The organism is Enterococcus sp. DA9 (assembly GCF_008000875.1).
Taxonomy (GTDB): Bacteria; Bacillota; Bacilli; order Lactobacillales; family Enterococcaceae; genus Enterococcus_B; species Enterococcus_B lactis.
Window position 1 is genome coordinate 1,547,651 of sequence record NZ_CP042839.1, and the last position, 18,809, is coordinate 1,566,459.

At 39.5% G+C, this 18,809-nt stretch carries 21 protein-coding genes, 1 pseudogene and 1 riboswitch; of the genes and pseudogenes, 20 read left to right on the top strand and 2 right to left on the bottom strand.

Annotated elements, in window-relative coordinates:
- Positions 1-151 precede the first annotated feature (151 nt).
- A complete protein-coding gene (locus FTX43_RS08325) occupies positions 152-1,291 on the top strand; it encodes an ArgE/DapE family deacylase (RefSeq protein WP_002313485.1) in 1,140 nt (379 codons plus the stop codon).
- 64 nt (positions 1,292-1,355) lie between these two features.
- Here FTX43_RS08325 and FTX43_RS08330 read toward each other — a convergent pair whose 3' ends face one another.
- Both FTX43_RS08330 and FTX43_RS08335 read right to left on the bottom strand, forming a co-directional pair.
- Positions 1,356-1,931, bottom strand: a complete 576-nt coding sequence (locus FTX43_RS08330) for an ECF transporter S component (RefSeq protein WP_002308568.1) — start codon at positions 1,929-1,931, stop codon at positions 1,356-1,358.
- Between the two features lie 4 nt (positions 1,932-1,935).
- Positions 1,936-2,910, bottom strand: coding sequence for a nucleoside hydrolase (locus FTX43_RS08335; protein WP_002316429.1), 975 nt, complete (start codon positions 2,908-2,910; stop codon positions 1,936-1,938).
- A gap of 23 nt (positions 2,911-2,933) precedes the next feature.
- Positions 2,934-2,978, bottom strand: a riboswitch (PreQ1 riboswitch).
- Positions 2,979-3,192: 214 nt separating this feature from the next.
- Here FTX43_RS08335 and FTX43_RS08340 point away from each other — a divergent pair.
- The 19 genes and pseudogenes from FTX43_RS08340 (at position 3,193) to FTX43_RS08430 (ending at position 18,756) form a co-directional block, all read left to right on the top strand.
- Positions 3,193-4,161: an alpha/beta hydrolase gene (locus FTX43_RS08340; protein ID WP_002313487.1), complete on the top strand. Its 969-nt coding sequence runs from the start codon at positions 3,193-3,195 to the stop codon at positions 4,159-4,161.
- Positions 4,162-4,273: 112 nt separating this feature from the next.
- A pseudogene (locus tag FTX43_RS08345) lies at positions 4,274-4,551 on the top strand (GNAT family N-acetyltransferase).
- A gap of 117 nt (positions 4,552-4,668) precedes the next feature.
- Complete coding sequence (secG, locus tag FTX43_RS08350; protein ID WP_002292802.1) at positions 4,669-4,905, top strand: preprotein translocase subunit SecG; 237 nt, start codon at positions 4,669-4,671, stop codon at positions 4,903-4,905.
- A gap of 102 nt (positions 4,906-5,007) precedes the next feature.
- On the top strand, positions 5,008-5,763 hold the full coding sequence (locus FTX43_RS08355) for a carboxylesterase (RefSeq protein ID WP_002308573.1): 756 nt from the start codon (positions 5,008-5,010) through the stop codon (positions 5,761-5,763).
- A 2-nt stretch (positions 5,764-5,765) separates the two neighbouring features.
- Positions 5,766-8,123, top strand: coding sequence for a ribonuclease R (rnr, locus tag FTX43_RS08360; protein WP_002308574.1), 2,358 nt, complete (start codon positions 5,766-5,768; stop codon positions 8,121-8,123).
- 21 nt (positions 8,124-8,144) lie between these two features.
- On the top strand, positions 8,145-8,609 hold the full coding sequence (gene smpB, locus FTX43_RS08365; protein ID WP_002292799.1) for an SsrA-binding protein SmpB: 465 nt from the start codon (positions 8,145-8,147) through the stop codon (positions 8,607-8,609).
- Between the two features lie 301 nt (positions 8,610-8,910).
- Positions 8,911-9,630: a F0F1 ATP synthase subunit A gene (gene atpB / locus FTX43_RS08370; RefSeq protein ID WP_002300474.1), complete on the top strand. Its 720-nt coding sequence runs from the start codon at positions 8,911-8,913 to the stop codon at positions 9,628-9,630.
- A 52-nt stretch (positions 9,631-9,682) separates the two neighbouring features.
- A complete protein-coding gene (atpE, locus tag FTX43_RS08375; RefSeq protein ID WP_002292797.1) occupies positions 9,683-9,898 on the top strand; it encodes an ATP synthase F0 subunit C in 216 nt (71 codons plus the stop codon).
- A gap of 90 nt (positions 9,899-9,988) precedes the next feature.
- Positions 9,989-10,513: a F0F1 ATP synthase subunit B gene (gene atpF / locus FTX43_RS08380; RefSeq protein WP_002292796.1), complete on the top strand. Its 525-nt coding sequence runs from the start codon at positions 9,989-9,991 to the stop codon at positions 10,511-10,513.
- Positions 10,500-11,042 carry a F0F1 ATP synthase subunit delta gene (locus FTX43_RS08385; RefSeq protein ID WP_002292794.1) on the top strand — a complete coding sequence of 181 codons (543 nt, stop codon included), beginning with the start codon at positions 10,500-10,502 and terminating at the stop codon, positions 11,040-11,042. Before atpF ends, FTX43_RS08385 begins: the two co-directional genes overlap by 14 nt.
- Positions 11,043-11,064: 22 nt before the next feature.
- Positions 11,065-12,621: a F0F1 ATP synthase subunit alpha gene (gene atpA, locus FTX43_RS08390; RefSeq protein ID WP_002292793.1), complete on the top strand. Its 1,557-nt coding sequence runs from the start codon at positions 11,065-11,067 to the stop codon at positions 12,619-12,621.
- 13 nt (positions 12,622-12,634) lie between these two features.
- Entirely contained in the window at positions 12,635-13,537 is a 903-nt protein-coding gene (locus FTX43_RS08395; protein ID WP_002292792.1) for a F0F1 ATP synthase subunit gamma, read from the top strand.
- Between the two features lie 22 nt (positions 13,538-13,559).
- Positions 13,560-14,966, top strand: a complete 1,407-nt coding sequence (atpD, locus tag FTX43_RS08400) for a F0F1 ATP synthase subunit beta (RefSeq protein ID WP_002289006.1) — start codon at positions 13,560-13,562, stop codon at positions 14,964-14,966.
- Between the two features lie 13 nt (positions 14,967-14,979).
- On the top strand, positions 14,980-15,402 hold the full coding sequence (locus FTX43_RS08405) for a F0F1 ATP synthase subunit epsilon (protein ID WP_002289005.1): 423 nt from the start codon (positions 14,980-14,982) through the stop codon (positions 15,400-15,402).
- Between the two features lie 336 nt (positions 15,403-15,738).
- Positions 15,739-15,969, top strand: coding sequence for a DUF1146 family protein (locus FTX43_RS08410; protein ID WP_002300479.1), 231 nt, complete (start codon positions 15,739-15,741; stop codon positions 15,967-15,969).
- A 99-nt stretch (positions 15,970-16,068) separates the two neighbouring features.
- Entirely contained in the window at positions 16,069-17,370 is a 1,302-nt protein-coding gene (gene murA, locus FTX43_RS08415) for a UDP-N-acetylglucosamine 1-carboxyvinyltransferase (protein WP_002308580.1), read from the top strand.
- A gap of 12 nt (positions 17,371-17,382) precedes the next feature.
- Positions 17,383-17,559 carry a DNA-directed RNA polymerase subunit beta gene (locus FTX43_RS08420; protein ID WP_002292789.1) on the top strand — a complete coding sequence of 59 codons (177 nt, stop codon included), beginning with the start codon at positions 17,383-17,385 and terminating at the stop codon, positions 17,557-17,559.
- Between the two features lie 131 nt (positions 17,560-17,690).
- Positions 17,691-17,987, top strand: a complete 297-nt coding sequence (gene yidD / locus FTX43_RS08425; protein ID WP_002308581.1) for a membrane protein insertion efficiency factor YidD — start codon at positions 17,691-17,693, stop codon at positions 17,985-17,987.
- 298 nt (positions 17,988-18,285) lie between these two features.
- Positions 18,286-18,756 carry an N-acetyltransferase gene (locus tag FTX43_RS08430; protein ID WP_002308582.1) on the top strand — a complete coding sequence of 157 codons (471 nt, stop codon included), beginning with the start codon at positions 18,286-18,288 and terminating at the stop codon, positions 18,754-18,756.
- Positions 18,757-18,809: the final 53 nt, after the last annotated feature.

An 18,809-nucleotide genomic window follows, 5' to 3' on the forward strand; every position in this document is an offset into this window, starting at 1 on the left:
CTAGCGTAGAGGCAAGAATTGGAAAGCCATTTACTTGGAAAAGGGGAATGTGACGCTGCTTTTGTCACGCCCTTTTTTTCTGTGGCCTCTCTTATTTGTAAATCTAGGTGCACTCCAATACAATAAAAGAAACAGCAAAGGAGAAGATTAGATGAAAAAAGAAGAAAAAATTGCGATTTTACAAGAGATCATCCGAATAAAATCAGTGAATGGGAACGAAGGCGAAGTAGCAGCTTATTTGAATAAGATTTTGGAAAAACATGGCATAATAGGTGAAATCGTTTCTTACAGTAATGGTAGAGATAATCTGATTGCTCAATTCCAAAAAGGGCAATCAGGAAAAGTGTTAGGCCTATCTGGTCATATGGATGTCGTGGCGGCGGGGAATGAATCGTCTTGGACCTATGCGCCCTTTGCAGCAGAAATCCATGGGAATCGTTTGTATGGACGTGGTGCTACAGATATGAAGAGTGGCTTGGCGGCGATGGTGATTGCCATGATCGAGCTCAAAGAGTCAGGAAAACCATTTAACGGAACAGTCAAATTATTAGCCACTGTCGGAGAAGAAGTGGGTGAATTAGGTGGGGAACAGCTCACGAAAGCAGGCTATGTGGATGACTTAGATGCCTTGATCATCGGAGAGCCAACTAATTACAGTTTGATGTACACACACATGGGATCAATCAACTATACGGTCATCTCGCACGGAAAAGAAGCGCATAGCTCTATGCCAGACCAAGGCTATAATGCGATCAATCATCTAAATGAATTCATTACGAAAGCAAATGCTGAAATGAATTACCTCGCTGAAACAATCGAGAATCCCGTCTTAGGAAAAACAATCCATAATGTCACGTTGATCAGCGGCGGCAATCAAGTAAACAGCATTCCGAGCCACGCGCAGCTTCAAGGGAATATCCGATCGATTCCTGAATATCCAAATGATAAAATCATTACATTACTGCAATCAATCGTCAAGGAATTGAATCAAGAGACAGACTACCATTTGGAATTGACGATCGATTACAACAAAATACCTGTCAAAGCTGATCCAGATTCTCCTTTGATTCATTGCATTCAGCAACAATTCAGTCAGCCATTACCTTTAGTTGGAGCGGCAGCAACCACAGATGCAGCCGAATTTACAAAAGCTGACCACTCCTTCGATTTTGTCGTCTTTGGGCCTGGTGTCGTTACTTTGCCTCATCAAGTAGATGAGTATGTCGAGCTCGATAATTATTTAGATATGATCGAAAAATATCAAGCCATTATTTTATCTTACTTAGCGTAAGTTTTTTTAATCGATGAAAAATAGAGCCAGATGAGCAACTTTTTGCTCATTTGGCTCTGTTTGTTCATCCTATTTTTCTCTTGGAATATATCAAGCGCTGCGGCAACATAGTGATGACTAATGTAACAACGACGATAGATAGCAGACGGTCAAGGTAGTCTGTGCCCGCCTGTACCAAGATCACACTGATGGTTTGATCGAAACCTAACCCATGTAACAATTGGACGATCATGCTAGATCCTGAGGAAGTGATTCCGCCAAATAACTGAACGGTAATGCTCGAAGAGACAATCGTTCCAGGTACAGACAAAATCAAAGCGAGTAATAAAAGTTTCAAACGTTTTTTATCTTTGTCGAGATACCTTGGTAAAATCAATCCAGCCAACAAACCTGTGAGGATTTGGATCGGTGAATAATACAGTGAAAAAATATCTGTAGTCACCCCGCTTAATACCCCACTGGATAGTCCTGTCAACATTCCTGGTATGGGACCAAGTAACGCGCCAGCAAAAATCGTTCCAATAGAGTCTAGATAGATTGGCAAACGAAGCCATAAAGCAATCGTTCCTCCAACATAATTGATCCCAATACACAAAGCCATCATTGTAAGTACGCGAGTTGCCATCTTGTTTTTATTCATTTTGTCAGCCCATCTTTAACCTTTCCAAATCTTTCATAATCGTTTCTTCTTGTGCATTTAAAAGAACGGTTAAAAACTTTTGGAAAAAAAGACGAGTATCTACTTTTGTCATAATTTTACTGTTAGCAGGTTTCTGCCAAAATTCATAACGGTCAACCAATGTTTGTCCACGACTTAGTCCTTCAGTTTCTACAGCAGTGAAGCTTTTAAAGCCTTCACAGATGGACTCATCGATAAAATAAGCAACAGCTAACGGATCATTGATGACACACCCCAAGATTCTTTCTTGTTTCCAGTGAAAGTCAAAATAAAAACGAGTGATCGTTTTTAGATACTCTCCCTCTTCAGGATTCATTTGGCAGCAATATTCAAGGATAGTCGGTGTCAAGACGATTTCTCTTGTCACATCTAACCCAACCATTTCTATCGGTTGTTTGAGCTTCTCGAATACATAAGAAGCTGCTTCAGGATCACACCAGTAATTGTATTCAGCAACTGGTGAACAGTTACCATGGCTTTTGTAAGTTCCGCCCATTGAGACAAAACGATCCATATGTTTTCCAACAGATGGATTGTTTTTCAAAGCAGAAGCGATATTGGTCAAAGGACCCAAAGCAATGACTGATGTATCTGTTTTTTCTTTGAAATAATCAGCCAGAAAATCAACTGCATGGAGCGATTCTGCCTGTTTTGCTAAGACCATCGGGAAATTTGTGTCCCCTAATCCATCCAACCCATGAGTGTCTTGCGCACTAATGAAAGGTTGCTTCAAAGGTTTTTCCATTCCTTGATAAACAGGAATATCTAAACGATCACAGCGTTCCAAACATTTCAGCACATTCTGCGTACCGATATCTACAGGGACATTCCCGCAAACAACGGTAATAGCAACTACTTCGATATCAGGGGATTTGACAGCTAGTGATAAAGCTAAAGTGTCGTCGATCCCTGGATCGCAATCAATAATTACTTTTCGCATTATTTCCAATCTCCTTTCTTTAGAGATACTTAGTTTTTTATTCTGGGAAGTTTCCGAACCAGTCCAAGACGAGCGTCTTGTTTATAATGCACGAAATTAGTATACTGGCTTTTATTGTGAATGTAAATGCTCTCTTACAAGTAAATCTATTGAGAAGAACTTTAAGTAAATGATACAATGAAAAGGAAATGGAATTTACGTGTGCCGAAGAAAAAGAATCCTATTGATCGGTATATTGTATAATAAATAGATTATAGTTTGGCAGAAAGCGGCGGGTGTACGATGGTTATTTTTTATTTCATTCTTATTCTGATAATTATAGGAATCAGTTACCATTTTCTTTCTTATTTTTATGCAAAGAAATTAGTAAGAGCGGGAGTTCAGAGAGGCTATGACTGGTATGAAGACACTGGGCACCGCTTGATGGATCCTGCTGCAGTCACGTCAGTAGAAAAAAAGCGACAAAAATTAGAAGAAGAGTGTGAAAGCTTCTGGGAACAAGGAATACCGAAAACGATCAAAAGCTATGACGGGTTGAAACTAGCTGGACAGATGTTCATCCAACCAACTCAGCAGAATAAATGGGTCATTTGTGTACATGATTATCGAAGTACAGGGAAAAGAGATATGTCTCATATAGGTAAAAGATATGCAGAGAAAGGATTCAACGTTCTTATACCCGATTTACGTGCGCATGGAGAAAGTGAAGGAGAAATCATCGGAATGGGATGGCTAGACCGGCTAGATTTAATTGCATGGATCCAACTCATCTTAGATGAACAACCAGATGCATCCATTATTTTGCACGGGGGTTCAATGGGCGCTTCTACAATTATGATGGCAAGTGGTGAAAAGCTTCCATCTGCAGTCAAAGGATTTATCTTAGACAGCGGATATGTTTCTGTTTATGCGGAATTTCGGTACATGTTAAGTAAAATCACGGTCTTTCCTAAAAAAATGATTATGAGATATGCGAATCACTATGCTCAGAAATACGCAGGTTATTCTTTAAAGCAAGCATCAGCTACAAGACAGCTTGGTAGTAACCATTTGCCTTTGTTAGTCATCCATAGTGAAAGAGATCATTTTGTTCCTACAGAAGCAGCATACACGATTCAAAACGCTACGGCAGGGGACAAAGCATTACTGCTTGTTCCAGAAGCAGAACATTTGGAAGCATCGATGAAAGATCCGAAGACCTATTGGACAGTGATTTTTTCATTTATTGAACAAAGAATAACGATGGATTGATTTCCTCTTCCTTTTTGTAAGCAATCCGAGGATAAATAATTGTTTATAGACCAGGAGACTGTTAAAATAAGGTAGGAATAAAAAAATATCAGTTATTTGAGGAGTGCGGCATATGGAAATCAAAGAGGAAAAAAATCGTCTTGCTTTATTCAATGATGAGCAACAAGAAATCGGAGAAATGACATGGTCGGATGCGGGGCCAGACATCATGATCATTGACCATACATTTGTCGATCCAGCATATCGTGGTCAAAAATTAGCTGAAAAGCTAGTGTATACTGGAGTAGAACTAGCAAGACGTGAAGGGAAAAAGATCATCCCTTTATGCCCTTACGCAAAAAAGAGTTTGAGAAGAAACCAGAATATCATGACGTCTTACGCCAATCATAATAATAACAGCTGAAAGTTTTGCACTTTCAGCTGTTTTTCCATTTATATAGAGTTGTCACGGAGTTTTATCTATGATAAAGTTAAAGAGACGATATCTTTTGGGAAGGAGGCTGCTATATGTATAATTTAATTTTGGGAATCGTGATCGTTTTATCAATTGTTATGGTCATTGCGATTATGATGCAGCCAAGCAAGCAAAATAGTGCAGCGAGTGCATTTACCGGCGGTGCGGATCAACTATTCGGCAAACAAAAAGCTCGCGGCTTTGAAGCTGTCATGCAGCGATCAACTGCAGTCATGGGAGCTGTCTGGATGATCTTATTATTTGTCCTAGCATTTTTATCTTCGAAGTAGTCGAATAAGCCTCTCGCACAACGGCGGGCGGCTTTTTTTATTGCAAAGAGAACGCTTAAGAAGAAGTTATGAAAGAAACTATGGTAAAATGAGGCGAAAGAGGTGAAACGAGTGAAACAATTACCAAAACCCCTTTATGCAAAACATGGAAAACGAGCAGTTTTGCTGCTTCATGCGTACTCAGGAAGTCCAAATGATGTCCGGATGCTCGCACGGTTTTTAGAAAAAGCAGATTATACAGTCTATGCGCCGCTATTTAAAGGACATGGAACGATGGAGCCATATGATATCTTGCAAGAAAAAGCAGAAATCTGGTGGGCAGATACTAAAAAAGCCATCCATTTTTTACAGTCTGAACAGTTTTCTGATATTGCCGTATTGGGACTATCAATGGGTGGCATCTTTGCTGTACGGGCACTAGAAGAAGAATCAGTAATTGGCGGCGGTTTTTTCTGTTCGCCCCTGTCTCCTGTAAAAACAAACGTGCCTGAAAATTTTGAAAAATATGTACGTCAAGTGCTGAAGATAGCAGGCAAATCTGAAAAAGAAATCAATGAAAAAGCAGTGTCTTATCGCTCGTTAGCTGAACATCAATTAATGGATATACAAGACCAAGCAGCAATCGCAGAAAGTAGACTATCAGATATCCAACAGCCGATATTTTTAGCTCAAGCTGGGAAAGATGAAATGATCGACCCAAATGGTGTATTTGAAACGGCACGCAAATTGAGCCGCCAACGGGTGACACTTCAATGGTATCCTGAAAGCGGTCATGTGATTACAGTTGGCACAGCAAGACGCGAATTAGAAAAAGACGTGTTGGAATTTTTAGAAAAATTACCTTGGAATGAGGAATAAATATGACAAAAGAAACAATAAAAGAGAAAATTCTCTTTTTCATGGAAAGCAGTCGCAAACGTAGTTTTTCTATGGAAGAAATCGCTGAAGGTCTAGGCTTTCAAAAAAGCGATGATTTTAAATTACTAGTACAAACGATTGCTCAAATGGAAAGAGAACAGAGTATCGTTTTCAATAAAAAAGGAAAAGTGAAACTTCCTTTAAAACCAATCTTGGTCGAAGGGACATTTCGGGCAAATGAACGAGGATTTGGATTTGTAACGATTGATCCCGAAGAAGATGATATCTATATCCCGAAAGAAGCGACTGGCTTTGCAATGGATGGGGATACCGTAGCAATTGATATCATGAAGCGAGCAAATACAGATATGGATCGCGGAGCAGAGGGAAAAGTAGTGGAGATTCGAGACCGAGCGACTACTCAGTTAGCCGGAGAATTTGTTGCTTATTCAGACGAAGAGATACAGGAAACGGATCTTTATGGTGTGGTCATCCCGAAAGATAGAAAGCTTAACCAATTCAAAGTGTATGCAGCGGCAGAGGGAGTTCGTCCAGTTGACGGAAGTATTGTACTGATCGAACTGACCCATTACCCTGAAAAAGGGTATGCGACTAGTTTAGAAGGGATAATCAAGCAAGTGATTGGTCATAAGAATGACCCTGGCATGGATATCCTCTCGATTGTCGTGGCTAACGGTATTCCTACAAAATTTCCTGATGATGTGTTGTCTGAGGCAGATGAAGTTCCAGACCAGATCAGCGAAACGGATATTGTTGGACGCAGAGATTTAAGAAATCAGCTCATTGTTACAATTGATGGAGAAGATGCAAAAGATCTAGATGATGCAGTAACGGTAAAAAAATTAGAAAATGGTAATTATTTTCTTGGAGTACACATTGCAGATGTATCTTACTATGTGACGCAAGGCAGTCAACTGGACAGAGAAGCATACGAAAGAGGAACAAGTGTCTATTTGACCGATCGAGTGATTCCGATGATCCCACAACGTTTATCCAATGGTATCTGTTCATTGAATCCCCATGTTCCACGACTCACCATGAGTTGTGAAATGGAGATCGATCCAAATGGACAAGTTGTCTCACATGAGATTTTTCCAAGTGTGATCCAAACAACAGAACGGATGACCTACACAGCTGTCAATCAAATCTTAGAAGATCAAGATGAAGAAACGATGCAACGCTATGCTCAGCTCGTGCCTATGTTCCAAGAAATGGGTGAATTGCATCGAATCCTTGAAACGATGCGAATCAAACGTGGAGCGATTTCTTTTGAGGATCGTGAAGCGAAGATCCTTGTTGATGCTGAAGGACATCCAAATGACATCCAGCTAAGAAGCAGAGGGATAGGTGAACGCTTGATCGAATCCTTTATGCTTGCCGCCAACGAAACAGTAGCTGAACATTATAATAAATTAAATCTTCCGTTTATTTATCGAATCCATGAACAGCCAAAAGAAGAAAAAATGCAGCGCTTCTTTGATTTTGCTTCAGCTTTGGGCATTCTGGTACGAGGAACGAAAGGAACGATCACACCAAAAGATTTACAGCATGTGATCGAAGGAGTAGAAGATAAACCAGAAGCAGCAGTTATCAATACTATGTTGCTAAGAAGTATGCAACAAGCACGCTATTCAGAAGATAATTTTGGACATTATGGCTTAGCAGCAGATTACTACACACATTTTACATCTCCTATTCGGCGATATCCCGATCTGATCGTCCATCGGCTGATCCGTTCCTATAGCCAAGATAAAAGTGAAAGCATTCAAAGTTTATGGGCTGAGGAACTTCCTGAAATTGCAGATCATAGTTCTAAGATGGAGCGTCGCGCAGTAGAAACAGAACGTGAAGTAGATGCGATGAAGAAAGCAGAATTCATGATGGACAAAGTGGGAGAAGAATTCGACGGGATCATCAGCTCTGTTGTGAAATTCGGACTGTTTATCGAACTGCCGAATACAGTAGAAGGATTGATCCATATCAATGAATTGAAACAAGACTACTTCCATTTTATTGAAAATCATTTAGCACTTGTAGGTGAAAGAACCGGTCTGACTTTTAAAATCGGACAAAAAGTGCGCGTAAAAGTAGTCAAAGCTGATCCAGATGAACGAGCAGTGGATTTTGAACTCGTTTCCGCAGAAGAGGTCACTGCGTTGGAACGTCCAAAATCACGCAATGGAAAATCTGGAAAACGAGAAGGAAAACAAGCAGGCAAACGCTCAGAAAAAAATGGCAAGAAGAACAAACGATATAGTGATAGTAAGCAAACGTTCGGTAAGAAAAAAGGGAAAAAGCCATTTTACAAAGGTGTCAAAAAGAAGAAAAAGAAAAAATAAAATGAGTTGGAGGAAACAGCTATGCCAAAAGGCGAGGGAAAATTAATTGCACAAAACAAGAAAGCTCGCCATGATTATTCGATCATCGACACGATGGAAGCAGGGATGGTCTTGCAAGGAACGGAGATCAAGTCGATACGAAACAGCCGGATCAATCTGAAAGATGGATTTATTCGTGTCCGCAACGGGGAAGCTTTCTTGCATAATGTTCATATCAGTCCTTATGAACAAGGAAATATTTTTAATCATGATCCGTTGCGCACGAGAAAACTATTATTGCACAAGAAACAAATCGTTCGTCTTGAAAACGAATTGAAAAACACGGGAATCACTGTTGTTCCTTTAAAAGTCTATATTCGTAACGGCTATGCCAAGGTATTGATTGGTCTGGCAAAAGGGAAAAAATCGTATGATAAACGGGAAGATTTGAAACGAAAAGATATCGATCGACAAATTGATCGAACATTAAAAAATTTCTCTAGATAATTTCATTATCCTTTTTCGCATATTCGGTGCTTTTGCTTTTACTTAATGATAAAATTTGTTAGCATTTAATCTGATAAAACATGATTATCACAGGTTTTTTCTTAGATCAGGAGCACCGTGCATGGGGAAAAATTCGCTTCGTTTTTGACTGAAATAAAAAAGTGTCTAATTTTCATGAAAATGTTTTGAATTTTCTGTTTCATGGTGGTATGATACCGTGTGGTTAGAAACCGATTGGAAAAAACCAGATACGCACATGAATTGATTTTATGTGAATTTCGGGGAAAAGAGGTGAAATGGATTGGATGAACGCTCGCTAACGTTCCACATTGGACCAATTTGGTTTGATGGTACAGTTTGTATAATGGTGTTACTGACCTGTTTGATTGTTTTCTTCTTAGCTTACTTTTTTACAAGAAATCTTAAGTTGAAACCAACAGGCAAACAAAATGCGATAGAATGGGTCATTGATTTTAGTCGAGGAATCGTAACAGATAATCTGCCTAGAAAAGAATTGAGCAATTTCCATTTGTTGGCATTTACATTGTTTTTATTTGTTTTTGTTGCAAACAACATCGGTTTAGTAACAAAAATCGTCTTACCTAACGAAACAACACTTTGGAAAAGCCCGACAGCAGACCCGTTTGTTACTTTAACTTTGGCATTTATAATGATCTTACTTACTCACTTATTCGGGGTGAAAAAGTTAGGCTTCAAAGGATATTTCGTAAATTCGTTCTTGAAACCCTATAGTTTTATGTTTCCGATGAAACTGATTGAAGAATTTACAAACTTATTAACACTTGCTTTACGTCTTTATGGGAATATTTATGCGGGGGAAGTTTTGCTAACCTTGATTGCAAAAATGATGACAAGCTTAGGCTGGTTCTCATTACCATTAGCAATTCCATTAGAGATGGTCTGGATCGCGTTCTCCTTGTTTATTGGGAGCATCCAAGCATTTGTCTTTGTTACTTTGTCAATGGTTTATATGAGCCATAAGATTGAAGTAGAAGAATAATACTCGGTTAAAAAACAAACTACTATTTATCTATTTTAGGAGGAAAACAATTATGAATTATATCGCAGCAGCAATCGCAATCATGGGAGCAGCAATCGGAGCCGGTTATGGTAACGGTCAAGTTATCTCTAAAACAATCGAATCAATGGCTCGCCAACCTGAAATGTCTGGTCAATTCCGTACAACAATGTTTATCGGGGTAGCTCTAGTTGAAGCTGTTCCTATCTTAGGGGTAGTTATCGCCTTGATTCTAGTTTTTGCCGTTTAATTGAATCAGTATTAAGGCAGAAACAACATCGTTTGTTACTGCTTTTTTACATGGAAACTAGAAATACTCCAAAGAAAGGAAGGCTCGCCTATGCTGAATCAATTGGCAATTGCAGAAGTTGGCAATGCGATGTTAGGTAACATCATCGTTGTCAGCGGCTCATTTTTGATACTACTGGCTCTCTTGAAGCACTTTGCTTGGGGACCAATCAGCGATATTTTGAAAAAACGTGAAGACAAGATCGCCAATGATTTAGATTCTGCAGAACAATCTCGCATCAACTCAGCGAAAATGGAACAAGAACGCGAACAACAATTGTTAGCCTCTCGTTCTGATGCAGCTGATATCATCAAAAATGCGAAAGAAAGTGGAGAATTAAGCCGCCAAAATATTTTGAAGGATGCTCAAGAAGAAGCAGCTCGTCTAAAAAGCAAAGCCCAAGCTGATATCACTGTAGAACGTGATTCAGCGCTGAACTCTGTAAAAGACGACGTTGCAGAACTCTCTCTTCAAATCGCGGAAAAAATCTTGAACAAAGAATTATCTCCAGAAATGCATGAATCATTAATCAATCAATACATTGAAGGTCTAGGTTCTTCAAATGAAACTAGATAAATATACAGTAGGAAGACGTTACGGGAAAGCTTTATTTGAACTGGCGATCGATTCAAATCAAGCAGAAGAAATCTATCAAGATCTCGTAAGTTTACGTCAAATCTATGAACAAGTACCTGGATTAGGGAATATGTTAAGTGATGTTCGTCTAGAACCTCATGAAAAACGAGAAATCATGGACAAGCTTGTCAGCGGTTATGATGGGATCGTTAAAAACTTTTTAGAAGTTGTTTATGAGTATAACCGAATGGATGACCTTTTGTTCATGATCGAAGAATATGAACGTCGATATGATGAACATCAAGGGTTACTATTGGGAAGTGTCACAACAGCAGTCCCACTTTCAGACGAACAACGAATACAATTAGAAAAGAATGTTGCAAAAACAATGGACTATCAATCAGTTGAATTAAAACAAATCGTTGATTCTTCTATTATTGGTGGCGCGATTGTTGAAGCCAACCATCGAGTAATCGACGGAAGCATTCGCACGCAATTAGAAAAAATGCGTAATCAATTAAATAGATAGTACAAAGAGGTAGGTGAATCGAATGGCCATCAAAGCAGAAGAAATTAGTGCCTTGATTAAAGAACAAATTGAAAATTATCAAAACGTGCTTTCAGTCGAAGAAATCGGTACCGTAACTTATGTAGGTGACGGGATCGCTCGTGCACATGGTTTAGAAAACGCGATGAGTGGTGAGTTGCTTGAATTTTCAAACGGCTCATACGGAATGGCGCAAAACTTAGAGTCAAATGATGTAGGTATCATTATCCTTGGCGATTTCGAGTCCATTCGTGAAGGAGATAAAGTAAAACGAACAGGTAAAATCATGGAAGTTCCAGTTGGAGAGGCCTTGATTGGTCGGGTAGTCAATCCGCTAGGTCAACCAATCGACGGACTAGGTGAAATCGTTACTGACAAAGCTCGTCCAGTAGAAGCGATGGCACCAGGCGTTATGCAACGTAAATCTGTTAACGAACCAATGCAAACAGGGCTAAAAGCGATCGACGCCCTTGTGCCAATCGGACGCGGACAACGTGAATTAGTCATCGGTGACCGTAAAACAGGGAAAACTTCTATTGCGATCGATACGATCATCAACCAAAAAGGCCAAGATATGATCTGTATCTATGTAGCAATCGGACAAAAAGATTCTACAGTTCGTACACAAGTTGAAACATTGAAAAAATATGGCGCAATGGATTACACAATCGTTGTGAATGCCGGTGCGTCTCAACCAGCACCATTGCTTTATATCGCACCATATGCTGGTACTGCAATGGGTGAAGAATTCATGTACAATGGTAAACATGTATTGATCATTTTTGATGATCTTTCAAAACAAGCTGTTGCTTATCGTGAACTTTCCTTGCTACTTCGCCGTCCACCAGGTCGTGAAGCTTATCCTGGGGATGTTTTCTACTTGCACTCACGTTTATTAGAACGTGCAGCAAAATTAAGTGATGATTTAGGCGGCGGTTCAATGACTGCTTTACCATTTGTTGAAACGCAAGCTGGAGATATCTCTGCTTATATCCCAACAAACGTTATTTCAATCACTGACGGACAAATCTTCTTAGAAAGCGACTTGTTCTACGCAGGTACTCGTCCAGCGGTTGATGCCGGACTATCTGTCTCTCGTGTAGGGGGTTCTGCGCAAATCAAAGCAATGAAAAAAGTTGCTGGGACTTTACGTCTAGACTTAGCAAGTTATCGTGAATTAGAAGCATTTACACAATTCGGTTCTGATTTGGATGCGGCAACACAAGCAAAACTAAATCGTGGACGCCGTACAGTAGAAATCTTGAAACAAAAACTGCATGCACCGCTAGCTGTTGAAAAACAAGTAGTGATTTTGTATGCCTTGACGCATGGATTCTTGGACAGTATCCCTGTAGACAGTATTTTAGACTTCGAACATGAATTATTCGAATATCTGGATACCAATCATTCAGATATTTTTGAAACAATCCGTACAACAAAAGATCTTCCAGAAGAAGAAACGTTGAACAGTGCGATTCAGGAATATAAAGACATGTTCTTAGCTACAAAAGGAAATAATTCCTCTACAGAAGATAAATTGAAATCCATTCAAAATGCATAGTGAGGTGAGATGAATGGGTGCTTCATTAAATGAAATCAAGACACGTATCGCTTCAACGAAAAAAACGAGCCAAATCACGCGGGCAATGCAGATGGTGTCTGCTTCTAAGTTGACAAAATCTGAAGCTTCTTCACAGAAGTTTCAGGTTTATGCAACAAAAGTAAGGGAAATCGTTACGCATTTGACTGCTACTCAGTTAAATGATATTGCCTCAGAAAATCCTAGAGGGGATATCAATTACAACAGCATGCTGCTCAGCCGTCCTGTGAAGAAAACCGGTTATATCGTCATCACTGCAGATGGCGGTCTGGTCGGTGGATATAACAGTTCGATATTGAAACAAACGATGTCTATTTTAGAAGAAGACCACCAATCACCCGATGATTACGTGATGATCGCAATTGGCGGAACTGGTGCAGACTTCTTTAAAGCACGCGGTATCAACCTAGCATATGAGCTGCGCAATTTATCTGATCAGCCAAGCTTTGATGAAGTCCGCAAAATCGTAAATATGGCAACAACTATGTACCAAAACGAAGTATTCGATGAATTATACGTATGTTATAACCATCATATCAATTCGCTAACTAGTCAGTTTCGTGTAGAAAAAATGCTGCCAATCTCAGACTTAGATCCAGAAGAAGCAACGACTTTCGAACAAGAATATATTTTTGAACCTTCAAAAGAAGAAATCTTGTCTCAGTTATTGCCTCAGTATGCTGAAAGTTTGATCTACGGTGCGATCGTTGACGCCAAAACAGCAGAACATGCTGCTGGTATGACAGCAATGAAAACAGCAACTGATAATGCTGCTAATATCATTGATGAGCTGACGGTTTCTTACAACCGTGCAAGACAAGGGGCTATTACCCAAGAAATTACCGAAATTGTTGCCGGAGCTTCGGCACTAGAATAGTATTGAGATTGGAGGAAAAAAGATGAGTTCAGGCAAGATTGTTCAAGTAATCGGTCCCGTTGTCGACGTGGAATTTTCTTTAGACCAATCCTTACCAGATATCAACAACGCATTAGTTGTTTATAAAAATGACGAAAATAAATCAAAAGTTGTTCTTGAAGCAGCATTAGAATTAGGGGACGGAGTGATCCGAACCATTGCAATGGAATCAACAGATGGTTTACAAAGAGGAATGGAAGTCATTGATACAGGCAAAGCAATCTCTGTTCCTGTAGGTAAAGAAACATTAGGTCGCGTATTCAACGTACTAGGAGATACGATCGATTTAGAAACACCTTTCCCAGAAGATGCGGAAAGAAGCGAAATTCATAAAAAAGCACCAGCCTTTGACGAATTAAGTACAAGTACAGAAATTTTGGAAACAGGGATCAAAGTTATCGACTTGCTTGCCCCATATTTAAAAGGTGGGAAAGTTGGACTATTTGGTGGTGCCGGTGTTGGTAAAACCGTACTGATCCAAGAACTAATCCATAATATCGCCCAAGAACACGGTGGTATTTCTGTATTTACCGGTGTTGGTGAACGTACTCGTGAAGGTAATGACTTGTATTATGAAATGAAAGATTCAGGAGTTATCGAAAAGACAGCCATGGTGTTCGGTCAAATGAACGAACCACCAGGTGCACGTATGCGTGTTGCGTTAACTGGTTTGACGATTGCGGAATATTTCCGTGATGTAGAAGGCCAAGATGTACTGTTGTTCATCGACAATATTTTCCGTTTCACTCAAGCTGGATCTGAAGTATCAGCCTTGTTAGGACGGATGCCTTCTGCGGTTGGTTATCAACCAACATTGGCAACAGAAATGGGTCAATTGCAAGAACGTATCACATCTACGAAAAAAGGTTCGATTACATCGATCCAAGCCATCTATGTGCCAGCCGATGACTACACTGACCCGGCGCCGGCAACAGCATTCGCCCATTTGGATGCGACAACCAACTTGGAACGTAAATTAACAGAACAAGGGATTTATCCAGCGGTAGATCCATTGGCTTCTTCTTCAAGTGCTTTAGCACCTGAAATCGTGGGAGAAGAACACTATAAAGTAGCAACAGAAGTCCAACACGTATTGCAACGATATCGCGAATTACAAGATATTATTGCTATCTTAGGTATGGATGAATTATCCGATCAGGAAAAAGTGTTAGTTTCTCGTGCCCGCAGAGTCCAATTCTTCTTGTCACAAAACTTTAACGTGGCTGAACAATTTACTGGTCTTCCAGGTTCTTATGTTCCTGTAGAAGAAACAGTGAAAGGATTCCGCGAAATCTTGGAAGGCAAATACGATGATCTTCCTGAAGAAGCTTTCCGAAGTGTTGGCCGAATCGAAGACGTCGTAGAAAAAGCGAAAACACTAGGCTACTAGAAAGGGGTGCCCCATGGATCAATATTTAACAGTAAATGTGGTAACTCCTGCCGGTTTGGTCTATGATCACCATGCAGCTATCGTCGTCGCACGTACGACAGCTGGTGAGCTTGGGATTTTGCCTAAACATGCACCGATCATCGTTCCTTTGACGATTGATGAAGTTCGTGTAAAACGGACAGATTCAGATACCCATGTCGATTGGATTGCTGTGAATGGCGGAATCATGGAAGTGCGTGATAATGTTGTTTCAATCGTTGCTGATAGTGCGGAACGTGAACGGGATATCGATGTATCTCGTGCGGAACGTGCAAAACAACGTGCAGAACGCCAGATCGAAGAAGCAAAAGCAAAACAAGATACGAACGAATTGAAGCGGGCAACTGTTGCGTTGCATCGAGCAATCAATCGTATTAAAGTATCTAAGCACTCATAAAATGAGAAGCGGATGTTTATCCGTGTATCAGAGGTCGTGAGCCTGCCATTCAGCTCCGAGGTCACAAGGAACAAATTAAAAAAAACAGGTTCTCATGTTTGATGAATATTGTGGCTTGTGACCGAGGAGTTGGCAGGAGAACACCGTTTATTTAGAATAAAGGACTGAGACAAGACTTTTGTCTCAGTCTCTTTTTTTGCATATTTTTTCCCTTATTTCCTAAAAATGTAAGGGTATTCCTCTATTTTTAAGTATACTTGTTTTTCCTTTTATACATTTTATGGTATTATCATTTTATTAGTTATTATAAAAACAACTGTTAGAAAGGACGTCATTATGCAAGTATACGGAATTGATGCGATACTTCGAATCGTGAGTCATTTGGCGTTTATCTACTTAGCCTTCTGGTCTTTACGTTCGTTACGCATTGAGACTTTTTTTAGACCAATGCATAATACGCAAATTAGAATGGCAATCGTACTTTTTTCAATCTTTTTAGGGTACACTGCAAGTAATTTTTTCTTAGAAGTTATCGCTTTATGCCGAAATCTTTTCGTTAGCCTGTAAATTTTAAAAAAAGGTACTATTTTAAAAGCAAGGGTGTTATAATAGAAAAGATTTTGAGTAAGTGTATGCTCATTGGAATTTTTTGGAGGGAACAACAACATGGAAGAGATCATCGTAAGAGGTGGCAATCAATTAAATGGAACAGTAAGAATTGAAGGAGCTAAAAATGCTGTATTGCCTATTTTAGCTGCCAGTTTGTTAGCAGAAGAAGGTATTACGACATTAGACAACGTTCCGATTCTTTCTGATGTCTTCACTATGAATCAAGTGATTCGTCACTTAAATGTAGATGTAGATTTTGATGAACAAAAGAATCAAGTAACAATCGACGCTTCAAGACAATTAGAGATCGAAGCGCCTTATGAATATGTTAGTCAAATGCGTGCTTCAATCGTTGTGATGGGACCGCTACTTGCTAGAAATGGACATGCAAAAGTGGCTATGCCTGGTGGATGTGCGATTGGTAAACGCCCAATCGATTTACATTTAAAAGGATTTCAAGCTTTAGGAGCAAAAATTATTCAAAAAAACGGCTATATTGAAGCAATTGCAGATGAATTGATCGGTAACACGATTTATTTAGATTTTCCTAGTGTAGGTGCTACTCAAAATATCATGATGGCTGCCGTAAAAGCAAAAGGAACAACCATCATTGAAAACGTAGCTCGCGAACCAGAAATCGTTGATTTAGCAAATATTTTAAATAAAATGGGTGCTCATGTCTATGGAGCGGGTACTGAAACAATGCGTATCGAAGGCGTTGATCATTTACATGCAGTCAACCATTCAATCGTACAAGATCGTATCGAAGCTGGTACCTTTATGGTCGCTGCTGCAATGACAGAAGGCAATGTACTGATTGCTGATGCTATCTCTGAACATAACCGCCCATTGATTTCTAAATTGATCGAAATGGGTGCAGAAATCATTGAAGAAGAAGGCGGAATCCGTGTCATCGGACCAAAACATATCTTACCTACAGATGTAAAAACGATGCCTCATCCTGGTTTCCCTACAGATATGCAAGCTCAAATGACAGCCATCCAATTAGTGGCAGAAGGTACAAGCGTAGTAACTGAAACAGTTTTTGAAAATCGGTTCCAACATTTAGAAGAAATGCGCCGTATGAACGCCCACGTCAAAATCGATGGAAATGTAGCAATCATGGATGGAAACCATGAATTGCAAGGTGCGGAAGTGTATGCAACAGACTTGCGTGCAGCAGCAGCATTAGTTTTAGCTGGCTTGAAAGCAAATGGAATCACACGTGTCCGTAACTTGAATTATCTAGATCGTGGCTATTATAACTTCCATATCAAACTACAAAAATTAGGTGCAGATGTTGAACGTGTAGACATGGATCAAACTCCTGCTGAAAAAACAGCACAAACGATTGCATAAGGAAGTGGCTGAATGAGTAACCAACGATATATCTTATTAACTCTGATAAAGATTTTAGTGGTGATCTTATTACTTATCCTTCTTTTTGTAGCCGGAACGATGATTGGATATGGCGTCATCGGTGGTGGCAATCCATTTAAAGTATTTCAACCAAGCTTGTGGATTCATATTCGAGACTTTTTTCATTGATAATTAATTACGGTGGTTCTAGTCGATAGGAAATGAGCTATGAAGCAGCATAGGATAAAAGAAAACAGAAGGGAACGTTGACTTTAGTCGCGATCCCTTTTTTTAGTAAAAGAAAAGAAGGAATCTAGTTGATGAAGAAGATATTGATTTATTTAGTTAGAGGATATCAGCGCTTTATTTCGCCTGCATTTCCTCCTAGTTGCCGCTATTATCCAACCTGTTCTAATTATATGATAAAAGCAATTCAAACTCATGGTGCGCTAAAAGGGACGGTAATGGGAACGGCTCGGATCTTACGCTGTCATCCCTTTGTCAAAGGCGGTATTGACTATGTACCTTTGACCTTTCAATTAACGAGAAATAAGAAAGATAAAAAAGAACCAGATTATGAAAAGGTTGTGAAAAATACGGGTAGCACTGAGCAATAAAGAAATAATTTGGAAAATAGCTTCCCATATTTTGCAAAATTGTGAGTTATTGCCGAAGTGCTGGATTTTGAACACCGTCAAAAAAGGTTGTGAAAAATACGGGTAGCACTGAGCAATAAAGAAATAATTTGGAAAATAGCTTCCCATATTTTGCAAAATTGTGAGTTATTGCCGAAGTGCTGGATTTTGAACACCGTCAAAAAAGGTTGTGAAAAATACGGGTAGTACTGGGCAATAAAGAAAAGAGAGAGTGACTATCAAAGCAACGACTTCATGACTACATATATGGAGGTCAAAAATGATCGAAGAACTCAATAAGATAGATTTACCATGGTCCTTGTTATTAGATGCAGATCCTGATAAAGAAAAAGTTCAGGTATATGTTTCAAAGGGGAACGGCTGGATATGGAAAGAAAAAGAAAAAACAATAGGTATACTGATCTATATAGTAAGGGAAAAAGAATTCGAAATCGTTAACGTAGCTGTAGAACCTTCGCATCAAGGAAAAGGGATTGGTGGGAAACTCCTTGAGACAGCTTTTCAGGAGCTTTCACAGCTCGCTTCCAGTCAAACTCAGATCATCATACGAACCGGCAGTACTAGCAGTGCTGCGTTACATCTCTATCAAAAAATGGGCTATGTGGAGATTGGTCGAGTCAAAGACTATTTTATCCATCATTATTCTAAACCGATTTTTGAGAACGGAGAACAATTGCGAGATCAAGTGATTTTAGCAATTCACTTACACAAAACCAGCTTTAACGAATAGACTTGTGATCCGAGAAAATGCTTTCAAATACTAAACATATACATTACAATAGC